The sequence below is a fragment of the Bdellovibrio sp. HAGR004 genome (assembly GCF_055397015.1).
The window spans coordinates 2111290-2130589 of the sequence record NZ_AP029176.1 but is presented as its reverse complement, the minus strand read 5'-3'; the positions used below and the strand labels follow the sequence as shown (position 1 = coordinate 2130589).

Sequence of the window (19300 nt, the reverse complement as noted above, 5' to 3'; positions counted from 1 at the left end):
ATGAGGTACGTAAAAATTTGGGGGATTGTGGCGCTTTCTGCATTGAGTTTCTCAGTGCAGGCCGCTGACAAAGACTTCCCTATGGCAGTAAACAGTGTCAGTTCGGGGGATTCGGTGACATCCGCCCCGGCGTCTGGAATGGTCACGCGTTCCGGTAAAACCTCCACTGTTATCAAGATCAATAATTCCTGCTTTGCCACAAATCTGCGCGGGGTGGGGAATCCTTTGGCTGTCAGTGCTATTGTGAATGCAAGCCTGGTTGTCTCCATCGGGGGCAAGGACTATCCAATCTCTGTGAAGTACCCCGCTCTGGTGGTGCGACCTGAAGGCATGGCGATGGCTGGCAAGATTCAAGAGATTGACTCTTCCAACGTTTCTATTCCCAACGGAGGTAAGGCGGCCATCTTCGGAAACTCTGTCATTCTGAATACACCGATTCCAACGGGTGTGACGGTGGATGCTGCCGGGAATGTCACTATTCCTGCCAATGGAGATATCTATCTGAAGAGCTATAGTTTCTCGCAGACGGTGCAAAACTGTAACGGTGGTGCCGTCTATGGTGGCTATGGATACTCCTCATATATCCCGACTTATCCTTGTGGTGATTATATGGGTAAATCCGGTGCGGTCTCCGCATCTTTCGGGGGTATCTCTGTTTCCTCAGATAAATCCAATGTTGAAATCAACGTGGCCTTCCCCGGGGAAACCGGTTTCTGTGGCGGTTACTGGTCGCCGCTGATGGTATTCTTCGATGACGGTCGTCCAGAGTTTAAAAACACCAGCGATTTCCCGCTGAATCCCTTTGGCAAGACCCATTGGCCGGATGCAGGTTCCCCAGGCTGGTTCGTGGCTTTGGATCGGGACAAGTCCGGCATGATTGATAAAAAAGACGAGCTGTTTGGTGACAATGCCAGCGCTGAAAACGGTTTTGAAGTTCTGAAGAAGATGGACACCAATAAAGATGGTGTGATTGATCATCGCGACAAGGACTTCAAGAAGCTGGTGATTTGGAATGATAAAAATGGTGATGGTATTTCCCAGAAGGAAGAAGTTGAAAAACTTCATAAACGCATTGTTAAAGTCTCTTTGAAATACCAGGAAAACATTGTGACTCCTTTGGGGCCTCATGCAGAAGCGCGCGAAACTGCGGACTTCTGGTTTAAGGAAAAAGGTAAAGTCAAAAAAGGTAAAATTGTCGATATCTGGCTGGCGCCGGTGGAAACCCGTCTGAGTCAGAAGTAAAACTTATTTCAGAAGTTCCTGAATCTGTTTTTCCAAAGCCTGTGTGTCCTTGGCATCAAACCCCCGATGCATGGCCACAGGCTTTAGTTTTTTGTTGAAGACATACAGCGTGGGCAGGGCCTTTACCTGAAAGTCGGCAACGGCCGATTTGTCCTGGTCAAAGAAAAGTGGAAATGGAACCGGCATGGCTTTTAAAAAAGCATCCCTCTCGGCGATGTCATCATCTTCATTGATGCCAATAACCACCAGCCCTTTGCTTTTGTACTTTTCATAAAGCTTGCTGTAGTGGGGAAGTGCTTCCTTACAGGGACTGCACCATGAGGCCCAGAAGTCCACAAGTACAACCTTGCCGTGAAGGTCCTTCAAACTCGAGATATCGTGGGAGTTGAGTTTGACCGTTGGAAGTTTCTTAAATTCAATTTCAGGAACAGAGTTTTTCGCCAGAGCCGGGCTGCCCGCCGCAAACAGGAAAAAGGCCAGAAAGAGCGCTGTCATAAAGTTAAGGTATCCTTTCAATATATTTTAACAACAGGTCGCGGCCGCGAATCTTAGCTCGTAAGACTGCCAGAAAGATGAAAACTCCGCCGGTTTTACGATCCAGAAAAATAATTTCGCGTGGAGGTGAGCGGAAATGGAAACCCCGGATGATTTGAAAGACTTTTTTGGAAAGTCTTTGCGGCAAAGTGGTGTTCTTCCAGTCGTAAGTGCCATCCACATCAATCTGTCCCTCACTGTTGCGAGGGTCCGAATATTCAATAAAGGGCTCGACAGTTTCAAAGCAGAATTCCTCAAAAAGCCTTTTGAGCTCGGGGTCATCATTGTCGCGAATAAAGCGCAGATCGCGGGCGGCTTGCAGGAAAAGATCTCTTTCGTTTAACAAAGACCCTTTGACCATACGACGGTAAGGAGTCAGAAAATCCAGGTCATAGGCTCGGGTCGCCCCGAAATCAAAAAGAACCAATTGGTCCCGGCCTTGGGGGTCAATGCGGATGCGATAGTTTCCGGCATGAGGGTCTGTCTGCACCACGCCCCAGTCAAAAACCTCCTTGAAGTAGAGATCCAAAAAGTTCAATGCCAGTCGGTTGCGGCGCTCTTGTGGCAGGCTTTGAATCAAGGTGTCGTCGGCGCGCAGTCCGCGTTCAAAGGAAGTGGCCAGAATCTTGGGACCTGAAAATTCACGTAAAACCCGGGGGACGACATAGCGGGAATCACCGGCCAGGCGTTCATAGAACTGCTCGGTCAGCTGGGCTTCCAGCTCATAGTCTGTTTCTTGGATCAGCATTTCACGAACTTCAGCAAAGATCGGATCCATGTTGAAGTCTTTAGGGAGCAGCTTCAGGGTGCCCAGCAGTGTGCGTATGGCGCGCAGGTCACTGTCGATGGCCCGGTCCACATTGGGGTACTGTATTTTCAGAACAATACTTTCACCCGTGGCCTTGATACGAGCCCGGTGGACCTGTCCCATGGAGGCGGAAGCCAAGGCTTCTTTTTCAATCTCTAAAAGGTCTCGTTTTTCCGGGGGAAGATGTTTATTCAGGCTGGGTTCAATGGCCTCCCAGGAAAGAGGCGGGGAGTCATGTTGCAGAGACTTTAAAAGCTGATTGGCTTCCGGTGGCAGAAAATGCTCACCATACATGGATAGCATCTGGCCGGCCTTCATCAGGCTGCCTTTGAGTTCACCCAGTTCGGAACTGATATTCAGGGCTTGATTCTGCAGTAGCTGCTTCCAGTTGTCTTCTTTACTTTCTTTACTTTTCAGAGCGGTGGTCACACCGTGCTGAGCAATAGAGGCTCCGGCCTGAAGCGTGAGTTTCGCCAAGGAGAGGCTGCGAGAGAAAACAGACGACTTAATCCGTTCGATCTGCTTATTTTGTTTTTTGGCAGACTTTTTGTCGTCCATAGGATGTCAATTTACCTTAAGTCGCTGGAATGTTAAACTTTTATTCCTATGTCAAAAATCACATTGTTTTGGTTTCGCCGGGATCTTCGTCTTGATGACAATGCGGGTCTTTATCATGCCCTGAAAGAACAGCAGGACGTATTGCCTCTGTTTATCTTTGACACCGAGATCCTCAGTAAGCTCGACGATACCGCGGACCCGCGTGTGACTTTCATTTATGACACCGTGTCAGATCTTAAGATGCAGCTGCAGAAAAAAACTTCGGATTTGCTAGTGCGCCATGGCAGTCCATTAGAGGTGTTGCGGGCGTTAGCCGCAGAGCACTCGATCAAGGCCATCTACGCCAATCACGACTATGAACCTGCCGCGCGCAAGCGCGATGAGAAGGTCGCAGCCTGGGCGCGAGAGCAAAAGATTGAATTTAAAACATTCAAAGATCAGACCCTGTTTGAAAAGGACGAGATTCTGACCGACAGCGGGAAGCCCTACACGGTGTACACTCCTTATAAAAACAAAGTCCTTAAGACGCTGGATGGCTTTTATTTGAAGTCTTATCCAAACGAGCTTTACGAAAGCAGCTTCTTGAAGGTTCGCGCTGCGGAATCGATGGTTTCGTTGCAGGAGCTGGGCTTTGTCAGAACCAAGATTGAATTCCCGCCGTTGGAGCTTTCGACAAAAATGCTGAAAGCATATGCCAAGGAAAGGGACTTTCCGGCCAACAGCAAGGGAACCTCGCACCTGGGATTACATTTGCGTTTTGGAACCGTCAGCGTGCGTGAGCTAGCGCGCGAAGGACAAAAGCATTCAGACGTCTGGTTGAGTGAGCTGATCTGGCGTGATTTCTTTATGCAGATCCTGTGGCACTATCCCCAGGTGGAAACACACAGCTTCCGTCCGGAGTATGACAAGATTGCCTGGCGCCGGGCCCCCAAGGATTTCCAGCGCTGGTGTGACGGTCAAACCGGTTATCCTCTGGTGGATGCGGGTATGCGAGAACTCAATGCCACGGGTTACATGCACAACCGGGTGCGGATGGTGGTGGCAAGTTTTCTGTGCAAACATCTGCTGATTCACTGGCGCGAAGGCGAAAGATACTTTGCCAAAAAACTATTGGATTATGATCTGGCTGCCAACAATGGTAACTGGCAGTGGGCGGCGGGTTCGGGCTGTGATGCAGCTCCTTACTTCCGAATCTTCAATCCTTCCGCCCAACTGGACAAGTTTGATCCAAAAGGCGAGTATGTGAAGAAGTGGGTTCCTGAATGGGGAACAGTCCGGTATCCTGAACCGATGGTGGATCACAACGAAGCCCGCGGGCGCTGCCTGCAGGCTTTTACTCAAGTATTGAAAAAATAGGGGAAGTTATGCGCATTCTTATCACTGGAGCCACCGGACTTATTGGTCGAGAGCTGGGAAAGATTCTGGCTGAAAAAGGACATGATCTTTTTGTCGTCAGTCGAAGTGCGCAAAAAGCCAAAGAGCTTTTGCCTTTTCCCTGTCAGGTCCTTGAGGGGGATTTGAGTCACGCACCTTTGCAGGATGCCCGTCTGGAGCAGATGGAGGCCGTGATTAATCTGATGGGTGAATCCATCGCCGGCAGTCGCTGGACAGAGGAAAAAAAGAAAAAGATCTATGAGTCACGGGTCACTGCCACGAAAAATCTGGTGCAGTCTTTGCCGAAGACACTGAAGGTGTTTGTTTCGGGATCAGCGATTGGTTTTTATGGTGACAGTGGATCTGAAGTGCTGACCGAGGACGGAGTGGTTGGTCAGGATTTCCTGGCCAAGCTTTGCAAAGAGTGGGAGGCTGCTGCTGCCCGGGCTCCTGGTCGCACGGTCTTCATTCGTACCGGAGTGGTTTTAGCGCGTCAGGGTGGGGCTCTGGATCAGATGCTTTTCCCCTTCCGTAGCGGGGTGGGCGGCGTTCTGGGCTCGGGCGAGCAGTGGATGAGTTGGATTCACATCAAGGACATTGTGGGACTGTTCTTGCTGGCTTTGGAAAACCCTCAGGCGCACGGACCGATGAATGGTGTGGCTCCGTTCCCAGTGACCAATCGTGATTTTTCCCAGGCGCTGGCGCACGCGGTGGGGGCTCGTCTGGGGCCGGCGGTCCCGATGTTCGCACTGAATCTTCTTTTTGGCGAGATGGCGCAGGTGCTGGTGTCTTCCAGCCGAGGATGTGCCGACAAGGCTCGGGAGTGGGGCTATAAGTTTCAGTACGACAATCTTGCCGAGGCTTTGGGGGAAATATGCGCCCCGTTCAAGCAAGGCGAGGAGGTCTTTGTGGCCGAGCAGTTTGTGCCCCTGCTTCCGGAAAAACTTTTCCCGTTTTTCAAAGAGGCACACAATCTGGAAAAGATCACTCCACCGACATTGAATTTTGAAATTGAAGGAATGTCGACCCCGGAAATTGGCCAGGGGACACATATCGATTATCGTCTGAAAATTCATGGTGTGCCAGCCAAATGGAAGACCGAGATAGATGAATGGCAACCGCCGTTTAAGTTCGTGGACAATCAGCTCAAAGGCCCCTATCGGCTTTGGCATCATACGCACGAGTTCCGTCCCTTCTGTGGGGGAACTCTGATGGTGGATCGGGTGCGCTACCGTTTGCCGATGGGATACCTTGGCTGGCTGATGGCCAGTCGCTTTGTGCGTAAGGATGTGGAGAATATCTTCTCCTTCCGTCGCAAGTTCATTGCCTCAGAGGGGCTTAACGATCACCTTTAGTTCCTTAGTATCGATTGCGCAGCTCCCTTAAGTAACGGAACTGCGCCACGTCCCGGGCCAGCAGAAAAGGATTGGCTGTGACTTCGATGCCAAGCTTCAGGGGCACGCTGGGAAGCTGGTGGCTGCGTTTGTTGTGCAGCTCTGTGGCGTAGGCTTCCAGGGTCATTGCCTTTCCTGATAACGGGCTGTTGTTATCTGCAGAGAGACTTCGGCAGAACTGCAGATTGCTTTGCGTGTATTCATGGGAGCAGTAAATCAGGCTCTCGGGCGGAAGGGCCTTGATTCTTTGCAGGCTGTGATAGGCTTCTTCGTAACTTCCCTCAAAAAGTCGACCGCAGCCCAGACCGAAAATCACATCACCTGAAAACAACCACTTGTGTTCTGAGTTCCAGTAAGCAATGTGCCCCAGTGTGTGGCCGGGAAGCTCCAGGACCTGGAAGGAAAACGGTGGCAGGGTGACGATATCGCCTTCCCGCAAATAATGATCGGCAAAGGGAATCTGGGTTTTGTTTTTCACCGGTGCATAGACAGGGCAGGGGAAGCGTGTTTTCAGAGCATGCACGCCACCGATATGGTCAGTGTGATGATGAGTCAGAAGTATACCTGCCAGAGTCAGGTCGTGTTTTAATAAGAAATCCTCTGCTGCGGCGCTTTCGCCGGGATCCACCACGACAGCCGACTGCAGGTCTTCATTGATGAGCACAAAAATGTAGTTGTCGTCAAAAATGGGAAGTAGCTCGACTCGTGTGTTGTGCATGGGGGAGTTCCTTTGTCTTCAGGGTAGTGTCTCAGTTTCGGGCGTTGGCGACAAGACCAAGGTGTGTACTTGTGTACCTGCATAACTGGTCTTGGGGGGCCGGGTCCAATACTATATCATATGTGTTTATATGAAGATCAAAGTTGAGTTGGACGGACGGGATTTTATCGAAGTGGAATGTCAGGGGGAAGACCCCCAGGCTCCCGGTGCCGTGGAGAAGGTTTCAATCATGGGTTGCTCGCAGTTTATGGATATGATGCAGACAATGAGAAAGCACTTTGGTGCGGATCTTAAAAAGTGGCCGTTGCCTGAAGGGCGGGACCACTCCAGTCTGCTATTGCGGGAAATGATCTTGAAACTGCGTGGAGAATGGGTGTTTCCGTATCAGGACGCGGAATTGTGTCACTGTCGATCTGTGGCGGCGCACACGGTGGACCAGGCCGTCATCGCCGGGGCTCACACCACCGAAGTGGTCAGTCGTCAGACCAATGCCAGCACTAATTGCGGAACGTGCCGTCCGGAAGTGCAAAAGATCATCGATTTCCGTCTGGGAAAAAAAACAGCTTAAAACTTATTCGTCTTTCTTGGGCGGGGGCGCTTTGCCTGTCAGATCCTCGACGATTTTTTCGGGGAAGGTGCCGGTCTTTAGGAAGTGTTCCAGGAGGGGCCCCAGCTTTCTGCGACAGGATCCGCCACAGGGACCCACCCCAGCCGAAGTGGTATCAAAAATATCATTCAGAGTCGTAGCGCCATTACGGATGGCCTGCTCAATGGTCTCGCGGCTGACATTGTTGCATCGGCAGATGATTTCGGTTTTTTTCTTGGCGCCCATAGACTAATTGTAATGCCCCGCATCCGAAAAGGGTATCCGAGAAGCCGCAGCACTGCTAAGCGTCATAGATACATTGAAAAGAGCCCAAGAATCCGGTACAACATGTGTCCTTCTAACACTGGAGCTGAAATGGCTAATGGTACACCTGATAAACTTCCTATGACTATCCGCGGAAAAGCTTTGCTAGATGCTGAGCTTAAGAAGCTGTTGTTGGAAGAAAGACCCTCTGTGATCTTGGCTATCGAAGAAGCTCGTGCTCAAGGGGATATTTCTGAGAACGCAGAATACGAGTCTGCAAAAGAACGCCAGGCGATGATTGAAGGTCGTATTGCTGAAATTCAAGGCAAACTGGCCGGCGCTGACGTGATCGACACTTCCGCCATCAAGGCAGATCGCATTGTCTTTGGGGCTTTTGTGACGATCGTTGATACCGAAACTGAGGAAGAGTTCTCTTACCAGATCGTGGGTGTTGACGAAGCGGATGTTAAAAAGGGCATGATCTCCATCTTGTCTCCTTTGGCGCGTGCTTTGATCGGCAAAAAAGACGGTGACACTGTGACCGTGCAAAGCCCGAAGGGCGATAAAGAATTCGAAATCATCTCCTTCGAATACAAGTAATCTCTTGTCGGTCCATGTCCTTCTCTGTGAGAATGAGACATGGACTCGCGCAGACGTTTATCCGATCGACATCTTATTGCTGAACAGCCGGGAATGACCATTCTACTGACTGGTTTGATCCTGGCTTTTTTTCTGGGTTACACGGCCAAGTCCCTGTTGTCTCCGTCGCGGATTGCCGCTCGCATTGAAAAAGCGGCCAGCCACATTCACAAAGACGTCAAAGTCAGTTTTTCCTCGGCTTCCTTGAGTTTAAGTAACGGCATCCTTCCGCGTTTTGCCGTGATTATCTCCAATGTGAAAATGGAAGCCACTGAAGCCTGCTGGGGTTCCCCGGTGATGGAAGTTGACGAACTTCGTTTGCCACTTTCACTGGTGAGTCTGCTTCGGGGTGAAGCGCCGGTGCGCACAGTGGAGGCCAATACCATGGCACTGACCCTGCGCTCAGATCCCACAGCTTGTTCTCCTGAGGAATCAGAAAAGCTGAAGCTGGCTCCGGCTCCGCGCCCGGCGGTGACACTGTCGCCGTCCGAACAAAGTAAAAAATATCGCAATGACATTCGTGGTGTTTTCATTCGCACCTTGCGTATTTCTTCGGAAAAACATCCCCAGTACTCCACGGAGCTGATGAATTTTGCTGTGAAGGTGAAGTCCTTTGAGCCGAAGGTCATCGAAGTGACCGCAAAAAGTCATCTTTTGAAGGATCGTCAGGTCGGGGATTATCTTTCCCACGCAAACTTGTATCTGCAGTACAAAGAGTCCCCGGAAGCGGCGGTGCAGGCGCATTTCTTCGGCAACTGGCGCGAGGGGCATTACAGTGTGATCGCCAATTACAACCTGGGGGATCAGTTACTGGCGATGGAAACAGATCTGAAGCATATTCCCCTGAGTCAGATTCTGGCAATTCTGCAGAAGTATGATCTGGCCTCCAAGGATCTTAATGGTCGCCAGGTGTGGCTTTCCACGAAGGCGCGATTCTCCGCGCCCCTGGATCAAATCCGCACATCTCCACTGGAGGTCCGGGATCTGAAAATGGAGGGCGACCTCGGAGAGATGTACGTCGAGCGCATCAACATCTCCTCGCTGGAGCCTTTGCAGTACGATCCCATCCGCATTGATATTAAGAAGCTGGATGTTGAAAAACTTCTGGTGTTGCTGAATCGTCCGAAAGAAACGGGCATTCTGGGAAGTCTTGGGACTTTTGCCGGTCGGGCTGAAATCGTGTCGGACCAGAAAATGCGCATGACGGGTGAACATACGGGTCTGGAGTTTGTCTTTTCCAACAAGGGTCAGCGTGAACTGCAGGTGATCGAGACCATGACAGGTGACGTGACTTTGGAAAAGGATCTATGGACTTTCCAGATCAAACGCGTGGAACCAAGAGGCGGTGTCTTTGTCGGTGATGTTCGCTTCCGTGCGGATCGGGATTTTAAAGAGCTTGAAGTGAAGTCCCATATTGATGAGTTGTCGTTGGCACCACCGGTGCAGAAGTTGATGACTCACGGGGGAAGTATTGGTCTTCTGAGTATGGACGGGGACTTGCGCCTGAAAGATGGAAAGATTCAGGCCCTGAAAGGACTTGTGCGCCTGCATTCGATGGATGTGGAGGGCGTCAGTCTTGGAAAAACCAAAGCCAACTTCGACTGGGTCCGCAACGAAGTCCTTCTGAATACGCAGATTCAATCCATGAAAGTGGGGCCACAGTCGCCGACAGCGCAGGTTTTAAAACAGGTGACGTTGAATTCTTGGTGGAAGTCCGGCGACCTGTCTTTGCAGTCTGTCAGTGGTGTCATGCAGTCTGATAACTTCAAACATCTTACATGGAAGCAGTTTCAGGGGCATATCGGCAAGGCTGGCCGTTTGATGACCGAGGGGGCCTGGGATGACAACGCCGAGTTGAAGGGGACAGTGACGGTCAAAGAAGGCAAGATTCGTCGACATTGGCAGATTCAGGGAAATCGTGAACAGCCCGTGTTTGTGGAAGAAAAATGACAGCACTGATACTGACGTTTTTTCTGCTGGGATTTCTTTTGTATCGTCATTGGACGTGGAAGGCTGTGCCCTGGCCTGAGACAGCTTTGCGACCTTCGTCGTTGCAGGCTCATCGTGGTTACTGGCAGGCCGGCGCGCAGGAAAATACTTTGTCTGCATTTGAAGCTGCCAAATCCCAGGGTTTTGAAATGTTTGAACTCGATGTGCGCCTTTCTGCCGAGGCAATCCCCGTGGTGTTTCACGATGCGGATCTGCGGCGCTTGGGAAAGCAGCGGACAGACCGTGTGTCCGATTCAACTGTTGAACAACTGAAAGCCTGGGCGCAAGTCTGCACTCTGGAAGAGGTGCTGACCTCGTCGCAAGTGCCTCGTTTTATCAATATCGAGCTGAAATCCAACTCTGTCTGGCAAGGTTCGCTAGAAGAGGCGGTGGCTGCGCTGGTGCGCAAACACGGGTGCGAGTCGAGAGTTCTTTTTTCCAGTTTCAACCCACTTGCTTTGTGGAGGATGAAACGTCTGCTGCCCACAGTGCCCCGGGCGCTGCTGGCCACGGGTGAAGACGATCCGGAAAACAAGATTTATCTGCGCCAGATGTGGCTGGCCCCTTATATTGGTGTTCATGCTCTTCATCTGGATCACAACTATGTAAAACCGGACGCAGTCACACGCTGGAAAAAACGTCAGGTCCCGGTGGCCCTGTGGACCGTGAATGATCCCGACGAGGTTCGGAAGTATCTGCAGGCCGGTGCGATCAGTGTTATTTCTGATTCTGTGGTAAGCGTGGATTCATCACTTTAAAAAATGCAGGCGGGACAAAGGCCAGCAAAGCCATGGCGGAATATCCATAGGGCAGTCGCGGAGCCTGGGGTTGTTGTTGCAACTCCGGGAAGGGCAAGGTGGCCTTCAGATGATGGTGGGAATGATAGCCCAGATTGATCAGGCTGTAATTTGTCCAGCGGTGATAGCTGTCCCACGAATGATGAGCTTTGAGCCCTTCATACATGCCGTTGTCCCGCAGGGCTCGCTGTAAGCCGTAATGTTCGATATAGTCGGCTGTTTGCAACAACAGAATTCCCATAAGGCTTTGTCCCATCCAGAAGATCAGGGCCATTTTTCCGTACAACGCATACACGGCCACAGTCACCAGTGTCTGCAGCAGCAGGTACCAGAAAACCCGGTGCCTGGGGACGTGCCCCCATCCTTTGTTGCGCAGGCGACGAAACTCAAAAGCAAAAGAACCTGCCAGGCCTCCGAAGAAAGAGCGCAGATGATAAGTGTAGATCCATTCATTCCTGCGTGCCGATGCGGGATCCAAAGGGGTGGCGACATTCTTATGGTGGCCAAAGACGTGTTCGATGGCGTAGTGCCCGAAGTTGGATAAAACCAAAAGCCCGACTCCCAGGCCGCGCATTTGTTGTTCACGCCGGTGAATCAGTTCATGTGCTGTGTTGATGCCCAGCACACCGCTGTAGGCGCCAAAAGAAAGAATCAGTCCGATCAGTTCGAAAGTGGATGCTTTCATCGAATGAATGACGCCGACAAAAAGAAAAAGGCACATGAAGGGGAGCGCTGAAACCAGCAGAGCGTCGGCCCATTTTGAGGGCGGGCGAAGTTCCGGGGTCTGTGTCACAGGGCCTTGCCAGTTGTCTATCACAGGATGAAGAACAAACAGCAGGACGACACCGAGATAGGTCCAAGCGCCCCCCAGGCTTGCGCCCAGCAGACAGCCCAGGGCCATCAGATAAGAAAGACTGTAACGGGAATAAAACAAAAAAGCCTTCATGGTTCTAAGTAAAAGCTTAGCACCTTGAAGGCTTTAAAGACGAGCACCAAAATTCAATTAAGAATTATGTGTTTCGTTTTGTTTTTGCGTCTGACCCACATTTTGTTTGTTTTGGTGGGACACTTGCTGGTTGTCATGGATATCTTTAGCATCCACGTCGATTTCGTTCAGACCTTGTTTGAAGCCACGAATGGCTTTACCCATAGACTGACCCAATTGAGGCAGGCGGCTTGGGCCGAAGAAGATCAAAAAGATAACAGCAAGAAGAAGAATGTGTGTAAGGCTAAACTCACCCATGGGGGTCCTCCCGAATGTCTTAAAGTGTACACTTTTTAGACCTGTCCGGGAGGAAAATCAATGCCTGTCTAGGGTTATTCCACTGGCATTTCGATTATTTCGACCTGATCTGCATCCGCGGCCTCTTTTTCCAGGGCATCAGAGCTTTCCTCAGTACCGACAGCAACCACCTTGGTTCCTTCCGAGACGGTCTGAACCGGCATGGCATCGTCAGAGGCTACGGGAGCCTTGCCAGGAAGTTGTTTGGCGATACCTTTGGCTGCCACAGGGGCCTTTTGTACCTTTACGGCAGGGGCGGTCTGGGCTTTTTTAGGACCTACGGAGCCCATTTTCTTTAGCTCTTGGTCGTACTTGGCCTTCAGGTCAGCCAGTTCCTTTTGATAATTTTTTCGGATTTCATCGACCTGGCTGTTGCGTGCTTCGGTGATACAGGATGAATAGGTCTGCAACGCGATCTCTTTGGCTTGAGCACGACAAGTCAGCTCTGCAGATGACTGTGGCAGTGCAGATAAAGAAAAGAAGATTGTGGCGAAGAAAGATAATATCGTTTTCATATCAACCCCATTTTAACAAGCTTCCTTATAACAAGATCCGTGCCGCCTCTGAGTCCCACCTAATCGGGTTTGGTTCAGGAGTCCTTGTGTTTTTTACACCGTTGAACAGTCTTTTGTCGGCAGGTGCGGTCTTTCTTCTTTTTGTGGGTTAAGCCGGTTGGTTATAAAGCCAACTTAATGCGTATTTAGAGTTCAAGTACCCGCACTTTTGCATGATTTTTAAAGCAAAGTAGCTCATGTCTTTGTAGCCATATGCCACCCATTTTAAGGTTTTTATAGCTCGATTTATGCCCTCCGACACCCCAGAAGTTAGACGATGAACAAAGTACGCCGTAAATTCGGGTCTATCTAGAAGGCTCCAAAAGTACTTAGCTAAATACTTTGCTCCAATCATTTCGCTCCACTCATAGCACAAAGTAAGTTCATTCATGGCATCATCTGGAGTTCCACAAATATCGAACATCCTGTGAAAGCGCTCTTTGATCATCTCAAGCTGCCCAACAATTCTATTTTCTCCCATGACCTTCATAATGAGCTCCCTATCATGCGTTGATCTGTTATTCGCTTTGGTGATGTAAAGGTATTTATACTTTCCGCTGAGATAGCCGTGGTCGGAGATCTTTTGTGTTTTAGTCCAGACCTCTCTTCGCTCTTGGTTCAGAGTCTCGTTGAAAGACTGAACTAAGTGAAAACGATCCCAAACAATATCTGCAGTTGGGCAGTACTGCCGGACACTCTCAGCATAGCCACGATGTTGATCGCAGGTGACGACTTTGATGCGTTGACAGGCCTCTGGGCCGATCATTTCAAAGAAGGTGTCCAGAGCTTCTTTGCGTCTGGAAGTACTGACCCAGATTACTTTGTGAGTTCGGTGATCAATTATCACAGTTAAAAACAGATCATCTCGACCTTCCCCCTCTTTGAGTTGGGCAGTACCGCGAGCGTAAACTTCGTCAACAGAGATATGAGTGACTTCGGGAATGGAGTATCCCTGCAGCAGCCTCTGTAAAATATGTTTGTCGACTTTATAGCAGGCCATTTTATCGACAGATTCAAGTTTTGAGACTTGTAAGACCGTTGTAACCTCAGAAAGGCGACTGATCCACCAAGCTAGTTCCATCGTGATATGTGGGCTTGTGGGGCAAAGAAAGTCAATCCACTCACTGCGAACTTTTTTACAGTTATGGCACTCTCGTTTTTCTCGAAAAAATCCTACAGAGACAGTCCACCCGAATGCTCTAAGATGTTTCGCAGAAACCCAGTATCGATCATGCATGGCCCCAAGTTCTTCTCCACAGACATTGCAAAGTCGTTTCCGCGAGGTTTCAGACTCTAAAATTAGCTCCATGTGTTGTCGGAAACGAAATTCTTTGATGTCTTTAACAGAAAATCCTTGAAAGGATCTGAAACAATGAGGAATGTACATCTGAAGCCTCGGCTCTTTCTGTTGTCATATTGATATTGCGTAGTAACAAAATCAAAACAGACAAATGCACAGAAAGCAGGGGCTTTTTTATTTTAGCGCGTAGGCTGTGGGTAAGTGCCTTTAAAAAGGGATCTCCGGCAGGCAGGATGCCTGCGCCCGCCTACTGGCGGGCAAGAAGCCGGCTGAGCCCGGATGGCGTATCCCGTTTAAAGGGACTTATCCACAGCCGACCCACTTATTTTAGAAAGATCCCGGCAGGTGCAAGACCTCGGCTTGGTAAATTACATGCTGGGGGTTGAAGGGCGCAGGAGTAACCTATTGTCAGGGTGTTGATGTGAAGAGTGTCATTGTTCTTCTTCTAGTATTAGGCTGTTTTGTCGAGTTCCTCTGGGCTCAGACATCCGCGCTACAAGGGGACATGCGTGTTGCAATTCCCTGGGCGGTTACGGATTGGGAACCCTTCTTTATTCTAAAAGGTCCCAACAAGGAGTTAGGGCGTGCAGACCGGCTAAAAAAGATTCTGGCGGAACGCATGGTGAACTATCAGTTCGTGGATTTGTATGCAGACATGCCCCACACGCTGGAGCTATGGAAAAGAAATAAAAACGTCTGCTCTGGCGTGGCCTTGAAAACCCCTGAACGCGAAAAATGGGCGTATTTCACAGCTCTGGCTTATCAGGTGCCTCACAGCTACGTGATTCTGACAGCGCGGGCAGATCTGTTGAACGAGCTTCCCAAAGAGCCCTCTTTGCAGGAGATTCTGAACAACAAAAAGTGGAAAGGTGTTTTTGTTAAAAACAGATCTTATGGCGAGCAGATAGATTCAATTTTGAAAAAAGCGGCGGAATCTTCGTCAATTTTTATAGAACCGACTCCAGAGGGGTATGTGCCAATCATGCGTATGATAAAAAAACGTCGCTATGATTACAGCATTGAGTATGAGGCGGTGGTGAGTGCTTTCAATGAAAGAAATTACCAACAAAAACCGCTGCTGATGAAGAATATCAAGGAATCCCATCCGGCTGTGACATTCTATCTGGCATGCACGAAGAATGAATGGGGGCGAAACGTGGTTTTAAAAGCGGATGAGGTTTTGCAGAGTCTGGCCAGCACCCGCGGATATCAGGCTGCCATTGAGTCCTGGTTGGACCCTGAAATCTTGAAGGCGAACAGAAAAATTTTAGAGGAGTTTTATCAAAGAAGAGCCAAGGGACCGTGGACCACGGTCCCTGAGAAAAGTCTTAGCGGCGGATCGCCTTTGGATCAATAGCGTCCTGCAAACCATCCCCCAGATAGTTGAAGCTGACGGTGGTCAGGAAAATCAAAAGACCCGGAAGAATTGCCAGGAACGGAGCTTGATAAATCAGTTCCTGCGCGTTGTTCAGCATGTTCCCCCAGCTTGGGGTTGGTGGCATGATTCCCAGACCCAGGAAGCTTAAGGCCGCCTCAAATAAAATGGATTCACCAACTCCAAGGGTGATGGCCACCAGCATCGGCGCAATCACGTTCGGGAACATGTGGCGCACAATAATAGTGCTGTCCTTGGCACCCAAGGTGCGGGCCGCCAAAACGAATTCACGCTCGCGAATAGATAAGATGCTTCCACGCACCAGGCGAGCCACGGACATCCACGAGAACAAACACAAGATGATGATCATCTTAAAAATGCTTTCGTTCGAAGTGCTGATAATGGCCTTCAACCATGGGATCTTGGACATGTCGATCGCTGCAATCACGATCAGAACCGGAATGTGTGGCAGAGACAAAAGGGCATCTGTCACACGCATCAAAACAGTATCTACGAGGCCACCATAGAATCCGGCAATACTGCCGATCAAAAGACCGATCAAAGCCGAAGCAATAGCCACCAGGACACCCACGCCCATGGACACCCGAGTGCCATAGACCAGACGGATAAAGACATCACGTCCCAATTCATCGGTGCCGAACAGGTGGAAGGTTTCAAAGGTTTTAAACAAAGACACAAGTCCAGCGGCCTCTTTCAAAGACAGGGACTGCAGGGCCGCAATGGCTTCTTTGGTTTCTTTGGCGCCCAGCTCATAGATCGCATCGGCCTCAGCCACCGCGACGATTTCTTTTTCAACCAATGCTTTTTGAACAGCATCGGCCACTTCGGGATTTTCAGTGATGAATTTCTCGATCTCTGTTTCACGCACATCCTGACCGACCTGGGCTGTGGTGAAAGGAGCCAGATAACGATTCCCCACGTTTTGGGCATCCGGATCAATGTCAGTGATGCTTTGGATGGTTCCGGCAAAGATGGCAATCAGCATAAACACAGTGATGATCACAGCGCCTGCCACAGCCAGTTTGTGGTCCATGAACTGAGTCAGGACCATTTTCCACATCGGCTGGGCTTTTTCCAGCTCGGCCCGATCTTTGGAAGACAACTGATTGGTTTCGATATCAACTTCGTTCATTGTCATTTCGCTCATATACAACAGATCCTATTGGTAAGAGATGCGTGGATCCGCAAAACCGTAAAGGATGTCAGCAACCAGATTCATCAACAAAACCATGCTCACCGAGATCACAAATGAAATCATCGCCACATTATAGTCATTACCGATAATGGAGTCATAAACCAGCTTGCCGACCCCTTGGTAAGCAAAGACGGTTTCTGTCAGGATCGCTCCAGAGAACAGACCCGAGAAGCTCAAGGCCAGAATCGTGATCAAAGGGATCAGAGCATTGCGGAAGCCGTGTTGCCAGATCACTGTTGAACGCGAAAGCCCTTTAGCCCGTGCGGTGCGAATAAAGTCATTGCGCATGGCTTCGAGCATCGTTGAACGGGTGAAGCGGGAAAAGCGTCCGATCTGTTGAATCGATAAGCTAAGAACAGGCAGGATCAGATAAATGGAGCGGTCTTTAAGATCCGCCCAGAAGCCCATGTTTTCAGCTCCAATAGTTTGAGTTCCCCCCGCAGGAAGAATAGGGAACTTCACGGCAAAAAGAATAATTAAAACAATCGCCAGCCAGAAGGACGGAATCGAGATTCCTCCGAAAGAGAAAAGATTGACCACGTAGTCGGTTTTACTTCCTGGTTTTAGCGCAGAAAGAACCCCCAGTGGCACAGCAATGGCGATGGACAGAATCAGTGAGATGGCAGAAAGCAGGAACGTATTCCACAGACGAGGCCCCATCAGTTCCTGAACAGGAACACGATAGGTCCGGCTGTAGCCCAGATCTCCCTGAAGAATGGAACCCATCCAGCTCGCATAACGCTTGTAAACGGGTTGATCCAAACCATAAAGGGATTTCAAACGGGCTACGTCCTCAGCCGTGATCTTGGGGTTGGAGGCCACCATCATGTCCACCGGGTCACCGGGCATCAAGCTCATCAAATAGAAACACACGTAGGATAGGATCACTATCACAGCGAGTGTCTGCAAAATGCGGCGGGTGATAAATGTCGTCATAACAGGGTCCTCCAGAAATCCAGGATCTAGTTCAAGTTCCAGTCTTCGATATTGTTCGTTTCGTAGAACTGGTGTCCGGCCATTTTGTAATTCTTAAGATTCTTAGGAGTTACAGAGATGTCTGAACGGTAGTAAAGAGGCAACACAGGCACTTCCGCTGTGTACAGTTTCAGGATTTCGTGAACCAGGTCCGCACGCTTTTTCGCGTTGAACTCAAGATCCAGGGCCTCAAGGTTTTTATCCACAGTGGCATTTGTCCAACCGTGATAGTTCTGTCCGGACCAGCCATTGCTGTTGTTCGGGATGGCCTTAGAGTAAACTGTAGAGCGCGGGCTGTTTTCCGGGGAGGAAACCCAGGCAAACAAAGCCATGCCTTCGAATTTTCTCTTAGACATAGTGTCGCCGAAGAACACGCGTGCTGGTTCGTTCTTGATCAGAACTTCGATACCCGCTTGTTTCCATTGGTTCTGCAGGTAAACCTGAACCAACTCACGAGTTTTGTTGCCCGCAGTTGTTTGGAAAACGATGGAAAGCTTTTTGCCGTCTTTATAACGGTAGCCATCTTTGCCCATTTTCCAACCAGCAGCGTCCAGCAACTTTCCTGCTTCACGCTTGGAATAACGGTACACAGTGATGATTTTTGGATCAGCCGTGAACCATGGATCTTTCGGGGAAACGTTGTGCAAAGCCACTTGCTGTTTGTTTTCAAACAGAGCCTTCACAAGGTCCTCACGATTGATGGAATACAACAACGCCTTACGAACGTTCACATCTTTCAGGATGGGATTGTCCAGGCGAAGATCGATGTGCTCGTAAGTCACAGACGGCACAAAGTGAGTATCAAATGGCAGCTTTTCCGCTTTGGCTTTTTTGTCAAAGGCCAGGGCTTGGTCCAGATCCAGACCCAAAGTGGAAATCATGTCAATCGTGCCGGAACGCAGATTGGCTTCCATGGTGCCGGTGTTCGGGATCAACTTCACGATCACTTTTTTGATGTTTGGCTGTTTGCCATAGAAGTTCGGGTTCGGGGCAAAGGCCACGTGAGAGCCCAACTTGACGTCGCTGATCACATAAGGACCGTTGTAAAGGCCCGGATTGGTCGGATTGCGAACATAGTTGGAGTTCTTTTCGTAACCCTCTTTTTGCTTGGAATACTTGTCAAAGACAGGTTTTTCCAAGTGAGTGGGAACCGGGAAGAACTGAGCCAATGTGAAGAAGTCCCATTTGGCTTTTTCATATTTGAAAGTACATTTCTTTGGGTTCTTCGGATCAATGTCGATTTTTTCAACTTGAGTCCATTGTTCTTTTTCACCCACGCTGACAGTTGGGCTGGTCGCGATGGTGTGGGAGGTGATGAAGTCCTGGCAGATCACAGGTTTGCCGTCGCCCCATTTTGCACTCTCAATGATTTCCCAGTTGGCAACGATCTTCTTTTTGCCGCCTTCTTCGATGATCTTCGCAGTGCCTTTTTCCAAAGATGGGATTTCTTTGGCTAGCTGAGTGACCCATTTACCTTCCGGAGTCAAAACCACGAGAGAGCGGCCCACCATGCGGTACATGTAAGCGGAAGCTGACATGCTCATGATCAGAGGATTCATTGTTTCAAATTCCTGAGAAATACCGATTTTTAGTTCAGCATTTGTCGGAGCTGCAACAGCCTGAGAGCTGAGGGCCAAGCCCGCTGCTACAGACAGTCCTTTGGCAAATTTCTTCAACATACTTTCTCCTTGTTGA

At 49.8% G+C, this 19300-nt stretch carries 19 protein-coding genes; 8 read left to right on the top strand and 11 right to left on the bottom strand.

The features are described 5' to 3' along the window. A complete protein-coding gene (locus tag ACZ5ZV_RS10765; RefSeq protein WP_464117020.1) occupies nucleotides 1-1242 on the top strand; it encodes an EF-hand domain-containing protein in 1242 nt (413 codons plus the stop codon). Between the two features lie 3 nt (nucleotides 1243-1245). On the opposite strand, the gene ACZ5ZV_RS10760 is transcribed toward ACZ5ZV_RS10765, so the two are convergent. Together ACZ5ZV_RS10760 and ACZ5ZV_RS10755 are read right to left on the bottom strand one after the other, a co-directional pair. Further along, a complete protein-coding gene (locus ACZ5ZV_RS10760) occupies nucleotides 1246-1737 on the bottom strand; it encodes a TlpA family protein disulfide reductase (RefSeq protein WP_464117019.1) in 492 nt (163 codons plus the stop codon). A gap of 4 nt (nucleotides 1738-1741) precedes the next feature. Beyond that, entirely contained in the window at nucleotides 1742-3142 is a 1401-nt protein-coding gene (locus ACZ5ZV_RS10755) for an ABC1 kinase family protein (RefSeq protein WP_464117018.1), read from the bottom strand. Between the two features lie 48 nt (nucleotides 3143-3190). On the opposite strand from ACZ5ZV_RS10755, the gene ACZ5ZV_RS10750 reads away from it, so the two are divergent. Both ACZ5ZV_RS10750 and ACZ5ZV_RS10745 read left to right on the top strand, forming a co-directional pair. After that, nucleotides 3191-4498, top strand: coding sequence for a cryptochrome/photolyase family protein (locus tag ACZ5ZV_RS10750; protein ID WP_464117017.1), 1308 nt, complete (start codon nucleotides 3191-3193; stop codon nucleotides 4496-4498). Between the two features lie 8 nt (nucleotides 4499-4506). Further along, a complete protein-coding gene (locus ACZ5ZV_RS10745) occupies nucleotides 4507-5871 on the top strand; it encodes a TIGR01777 family oxidoreductase (protein WP_464117016.1) in 1365 nt (454 codons plus the stop codon). 4 nt (nucleotides 5872-5875) lie between these two features. Here the strand turns inward: ACZ5ZV_RS10745 and gloB are convergent, their stop codons facing one another. Continuing rightward, nucleotides 5876-6628 (bottom strand): hydroxyacylglutathione hydrolase, encoded by a 753-nt coding sequence (gene gloB, locus ACZ5ZV_RS10740; protein ID WP_464117015.1) that lies wholly within the window; start codon nucleotides 6626-6628, stop codon nucleotides 5876-5878. A 130-nt stretch (nucleotides 6629-6758) separates the two neighbouring features. On the opposite strand from gloB, the gene ACZ5ZV_RS10735 reads away from it, so the two are divergent. Then, on the top strand, nucleotides 6759-7196 hold the full coding sequence (locus tag ACZ5ZV_RS10735) for a (2Fe-2S)-binding protein (RefSeq protein WP_464117014.1): 438 nt from the start codon (nucleotides 6759-6761) through the stop codon (nucleotides 7194-7196). Nucleotides 7197-7199: 3 nt separating this feature from the next. On the opposite strand, the gene ACZ5ZV_RS10730 is transcribed toward ACZ5ZV_RS10735, so the two are convergent. After that, complete coding sequence (locus ACZ5ZV_RS10730; RefSeq protein ID WP_464117013.1) at nucleotides 7200-7460, bottom strand: (2Fe-2S)-binding protein; 261 nt, start codon at nucleotides 7458-7460, stop codon at nucleotides 7200-7202. 129 nt (nucleotides 7461-7589) lie between these two features. Here ACZ5ZV_RS10730 and greA point away from each other — a divergent pair, with 129 nt between their 5' ends. From greA to ACZ5ZV_RS10715, 3 genes are read left to right on the top strand one after another with little or no spacing between them, the layout of a single operon-like run. Beyond that, nucleotides 7590-8078 (top strand): transcription elongation factor GreA, encoded by a 489-nt coding sequence (gene greA, locus ACZ5ZV_RS10725; RefSeq protein ID WP_464117012.1) that lies wholly within the window; start codon nucleotides 7590-7592, stop codon nucleotides 8076-8078. Nucleotides 8079-8117: 39 nt separating this feature from the next. Continuing rightward, nucleotides 8118-10067, top strand: a complete 1950-nt coding sequence (locus ACZ5ZV_RS10720) for an AsmA family protein (RefSeq protein ID WP_464117011.1) — start codon at nucleotides 8118-8120, stop codon at nucleotides 10065-10067. Next, on the top strand, nucleotides 10064-10864 hold the full coding sequence (locus ACZ5ZV_RS10715; RefSeq protein ID WP_464117010.1) for a glycerophosphodiester phosphodiesterase: 801 nt from the start codon (nucleotides 10064-10066) through the stop codon (nucleotides 10862-10864). The genes ACZ5ZV_RS10720 and ACZ5ZV_RS10715 overlap by 4 nt, the downstream gene beginning before the upstream one ends. Here the strand turns inward: ACZ5ZV_RS10715 and ACZ5ZV_RS10710 are convergent. The 4 genes from ACZ5ZV_RS10710 to ACZ5ZV_RS10695 all read right to left on the bottom strand — a co-directional run bounded on the left by ACZ5ZV_RS10710 (nucleotide 10824) and on the right by ACZ5ZV_RS10695 (nucleotide 14048). Beyond that, nucleotides 10824-11837 (bottom strand): alkane 1-monooxygenase, encoded by a 1014-nt coding sequence (locus ACZ5ZV_RS10710; RefSeq protein ID WP_464117009.1) that lies wholly within the window; start codon nucleotides 11835-11837, stop codon nucleotides 10824-10826. The two genes, ACZ5ZV_RS10715 and ACZ5ZV_RS10710, sit on opposite strands and share 41 nt — an antisense overlap. A gap of 69 nt (nucleotides 11838-11906) precedes the next feature. Beyond that, nucleotides 11907-12146, bottom strand: a complete 240-nt coding sequence (locus tag ACZ5ZV_RS10705) for a Sec-independent protein translocase subunit TatA/TatB (RefSeq protein ID WP_347356616.1) — start codon at nucleotides 12144-12146, stop codon at nucleotides 11907-11909. Between the two features lie 74 nt (nucleotides 12147-12220). After that, nucleotides 12221-12700: a hypothetical protein gene (locus ACZ5ZV_RS10700; RefSeq protein ID WP_464117008.1), complete on the bottom strand. Its 480-nt coding sequence runs from the start codon at nucleotides 12698-12700 to the stop codon at nucleotides 12221-12223. Between the two features lie 148 nt (nucleotides 12701-12848). Then, nucleotides 12849-14048 (bottom strand): ISL3 family transposase, encoded by a 1200-nt coding sequence (locus tag ACZ5ZV_RS10695; protein ID WP_464117007.1) that lies wholly within the window; start codon nucleotides 14046-14048, stop codon nucleotides 12849-12851. A gap of 412 nt (nucleotides 14049-14460) precedes the next feature. Between ACZ5ZV_RS10695 and ACZ5ZV_RS10690 the strand changes: the two genes are divergently transcribed. Next, nucleotides 14461-15396, top strand: coding sequence for a TIGR02285 family protein (locus ACZ5ZV_RS10690; protein ID WP_464117006.1), 936 nt, complete (start codon nucleotides 14461-14463; stop codon nucleotides 15394-15396). On the opposite strand, the gene ACZ5ZV_RS10685 is transcribed toward ACZ5ZV_RS10690, so the two are convergent. The 3 genes from ACZ5ZV_RS10685 to ACZ5ZV_RS10675 are packed head-to-tail and all read right to left on the bottom strand — an operon-like array spanning nucleotide 15368 to nucleotide 19284. Beyond that, entirely contained in the window at nucleotides 15368-16582 is a 1215-nt protein-coding gene (locus ACZ5ZV_RS10685) for an ABC transporter permease (protein WP_464117005.1), read from the bottom strand. The two genes, ACZ5ZV_RS10690 and ACZ5ZV_RS10685, sit on opposite strands and share 29 nt — an antisense overlap. A 12-nt stretch (nucleotides 16583-16594) precedes the next feature. Then, a complete protein-coding gene (locus ACZ5ZV_RS10680; RefSeq protein ID WP_464117004.1) occupies nucleotides 16595-17566 on the bottom strand; it encodes an ABC transporter permease in 972 nt (323 codons plus the stop codon). Nucleotides 17567-17592: 26 nt separating this feature from the next. Beyond that, entirely contained in the window at nucleotides 17593-19284 is a 1692-nt protein-coding gene (locus tag ACZ5ZV_RS10675) for a peptide ABC transporter substrate-binding protein (RefSeq protein WP_464117003.1), read from the bottom strand. Between the last annotated feature and the right edge of the window lie 16 nt (nucleotides 19285-19300).

Coding starts and splice junctions, on each gene's coding strand:
- ACZ5ZV_RS10760 (WP_464117019.1), bottom strand. CDS start 1,737: ATGACAGCGCTCTTTCTGGCCTTTTTCCTGTTTGCGGCGGGCAGCCCG.
- ACZ5ZV_RS10675 (WP_464117003.1), bottom strand. CDS start 19,284: ATGTTGAAGAAATTTGCCAAAGGACTGTCTGTAGCAGCGGGCTTGGCC.
- ACZ5ZV_RS10680 (WP_464117004.1), bottom strand. CDS start 17,566: ATGACGACATTTATCACCCGCCGCATTTTGCAGACACTCGCTGTGATA.
- ACZ5ZV_RS10750 (WP_464117017.1), top strand. CDS start 3,191: ATGTCAAAAATCACATTGTTTTGGTTTCGCCGGGATCTTCGTCTTGAT.
- ACZ5ZV_RS10755 (WP_464117018.1), bottom strand. CDS start 3,142: ATGGACGACAAAAAGTCTGCCAAAAAACAAAATAAGCAGATCGAACGG.
- ACZ5ZV_RS10715 (WP_464117010.1), top strand. CDS start 10,064: ATGACAGCACTGATACTGACGTTTTTTCTGCTGGGATTTCTTTTGTAT.
- greA (WP_464117012.1), top strand. CDS start 7,590: ATGGCTAATGGTACACCTGATAAACTTCCTATGACTATCCGCGGAAAA.
- ACZ5ZV_RS10700 (WP_464117008.1), bottom strand. CDS start 12,700: ATGAAAACGATATTATCTTTCTTCGCCACAATCTTCTTTTCTTTATCT.
- ACZ5ZV_RS10695 (WP_464117007.1), bottom strand. CDS start 14,048: ATGGAGCTAATTTTAGAGTCTGAAACCTCGCGGAAACGACTTTGCAAT.
- ACZ5ZV_RS10735 (WP_464117014.1), top strand. CDS start 6,759: ATGAAGATCAAAGTTGAGTTGGACGGACGGGATTTTATCGAAGTGGAA.
- ACZ5ZV_RS10720 (WP_464117011.1), top strand. CDS start 8,118: ATGGACTCGCGCAGACGTTTATCCGATCGACATCTTATTGCTGAACAG.
- ACZ5ZV_RS10765 (WP_464117020.1), top strand. CDS start 1: ATGAGGTACGTAAAAATTTGGGGGATTGTGGCGCTTTCTGCATTGAGT.
- ACZ5ZV_RS10730 (WP_464117013.1), bottom strand. CDS start 7,460: ATGGGCGCCAAGAAAAAAACCGAAATCATCTGCCGATGCAACAATGTC.
- ACZ5ZV_RS10685 (WP_464117005.1), bottom strand. CDS start 16,582: ATGAGCGAAATGACAATGAACGAAGTTGATATCGAAACCAATCAGTTG.
- ACZ5ZV_RS10705 (WP_347356616.1), bottom strand. CDS start 12,146: ATGGGTGAGTTTAGCCTTACACACATTCTTCTTCTTGCTGTTATCTTT.
- gloB (WP_464117015.1), bottom strand. CDS start 6,628: ATGCACAACACACGAGTCGAGCTACTTCCCATTTTTGACGACAACTAC.
- ACZ5ZV_RS10745 (WP_464117016.1), top strand. CDS start 4,507: ATGCGCATTCTTATCACTGGAGCCACCGGACTTATTGGTCGAGAGCTG.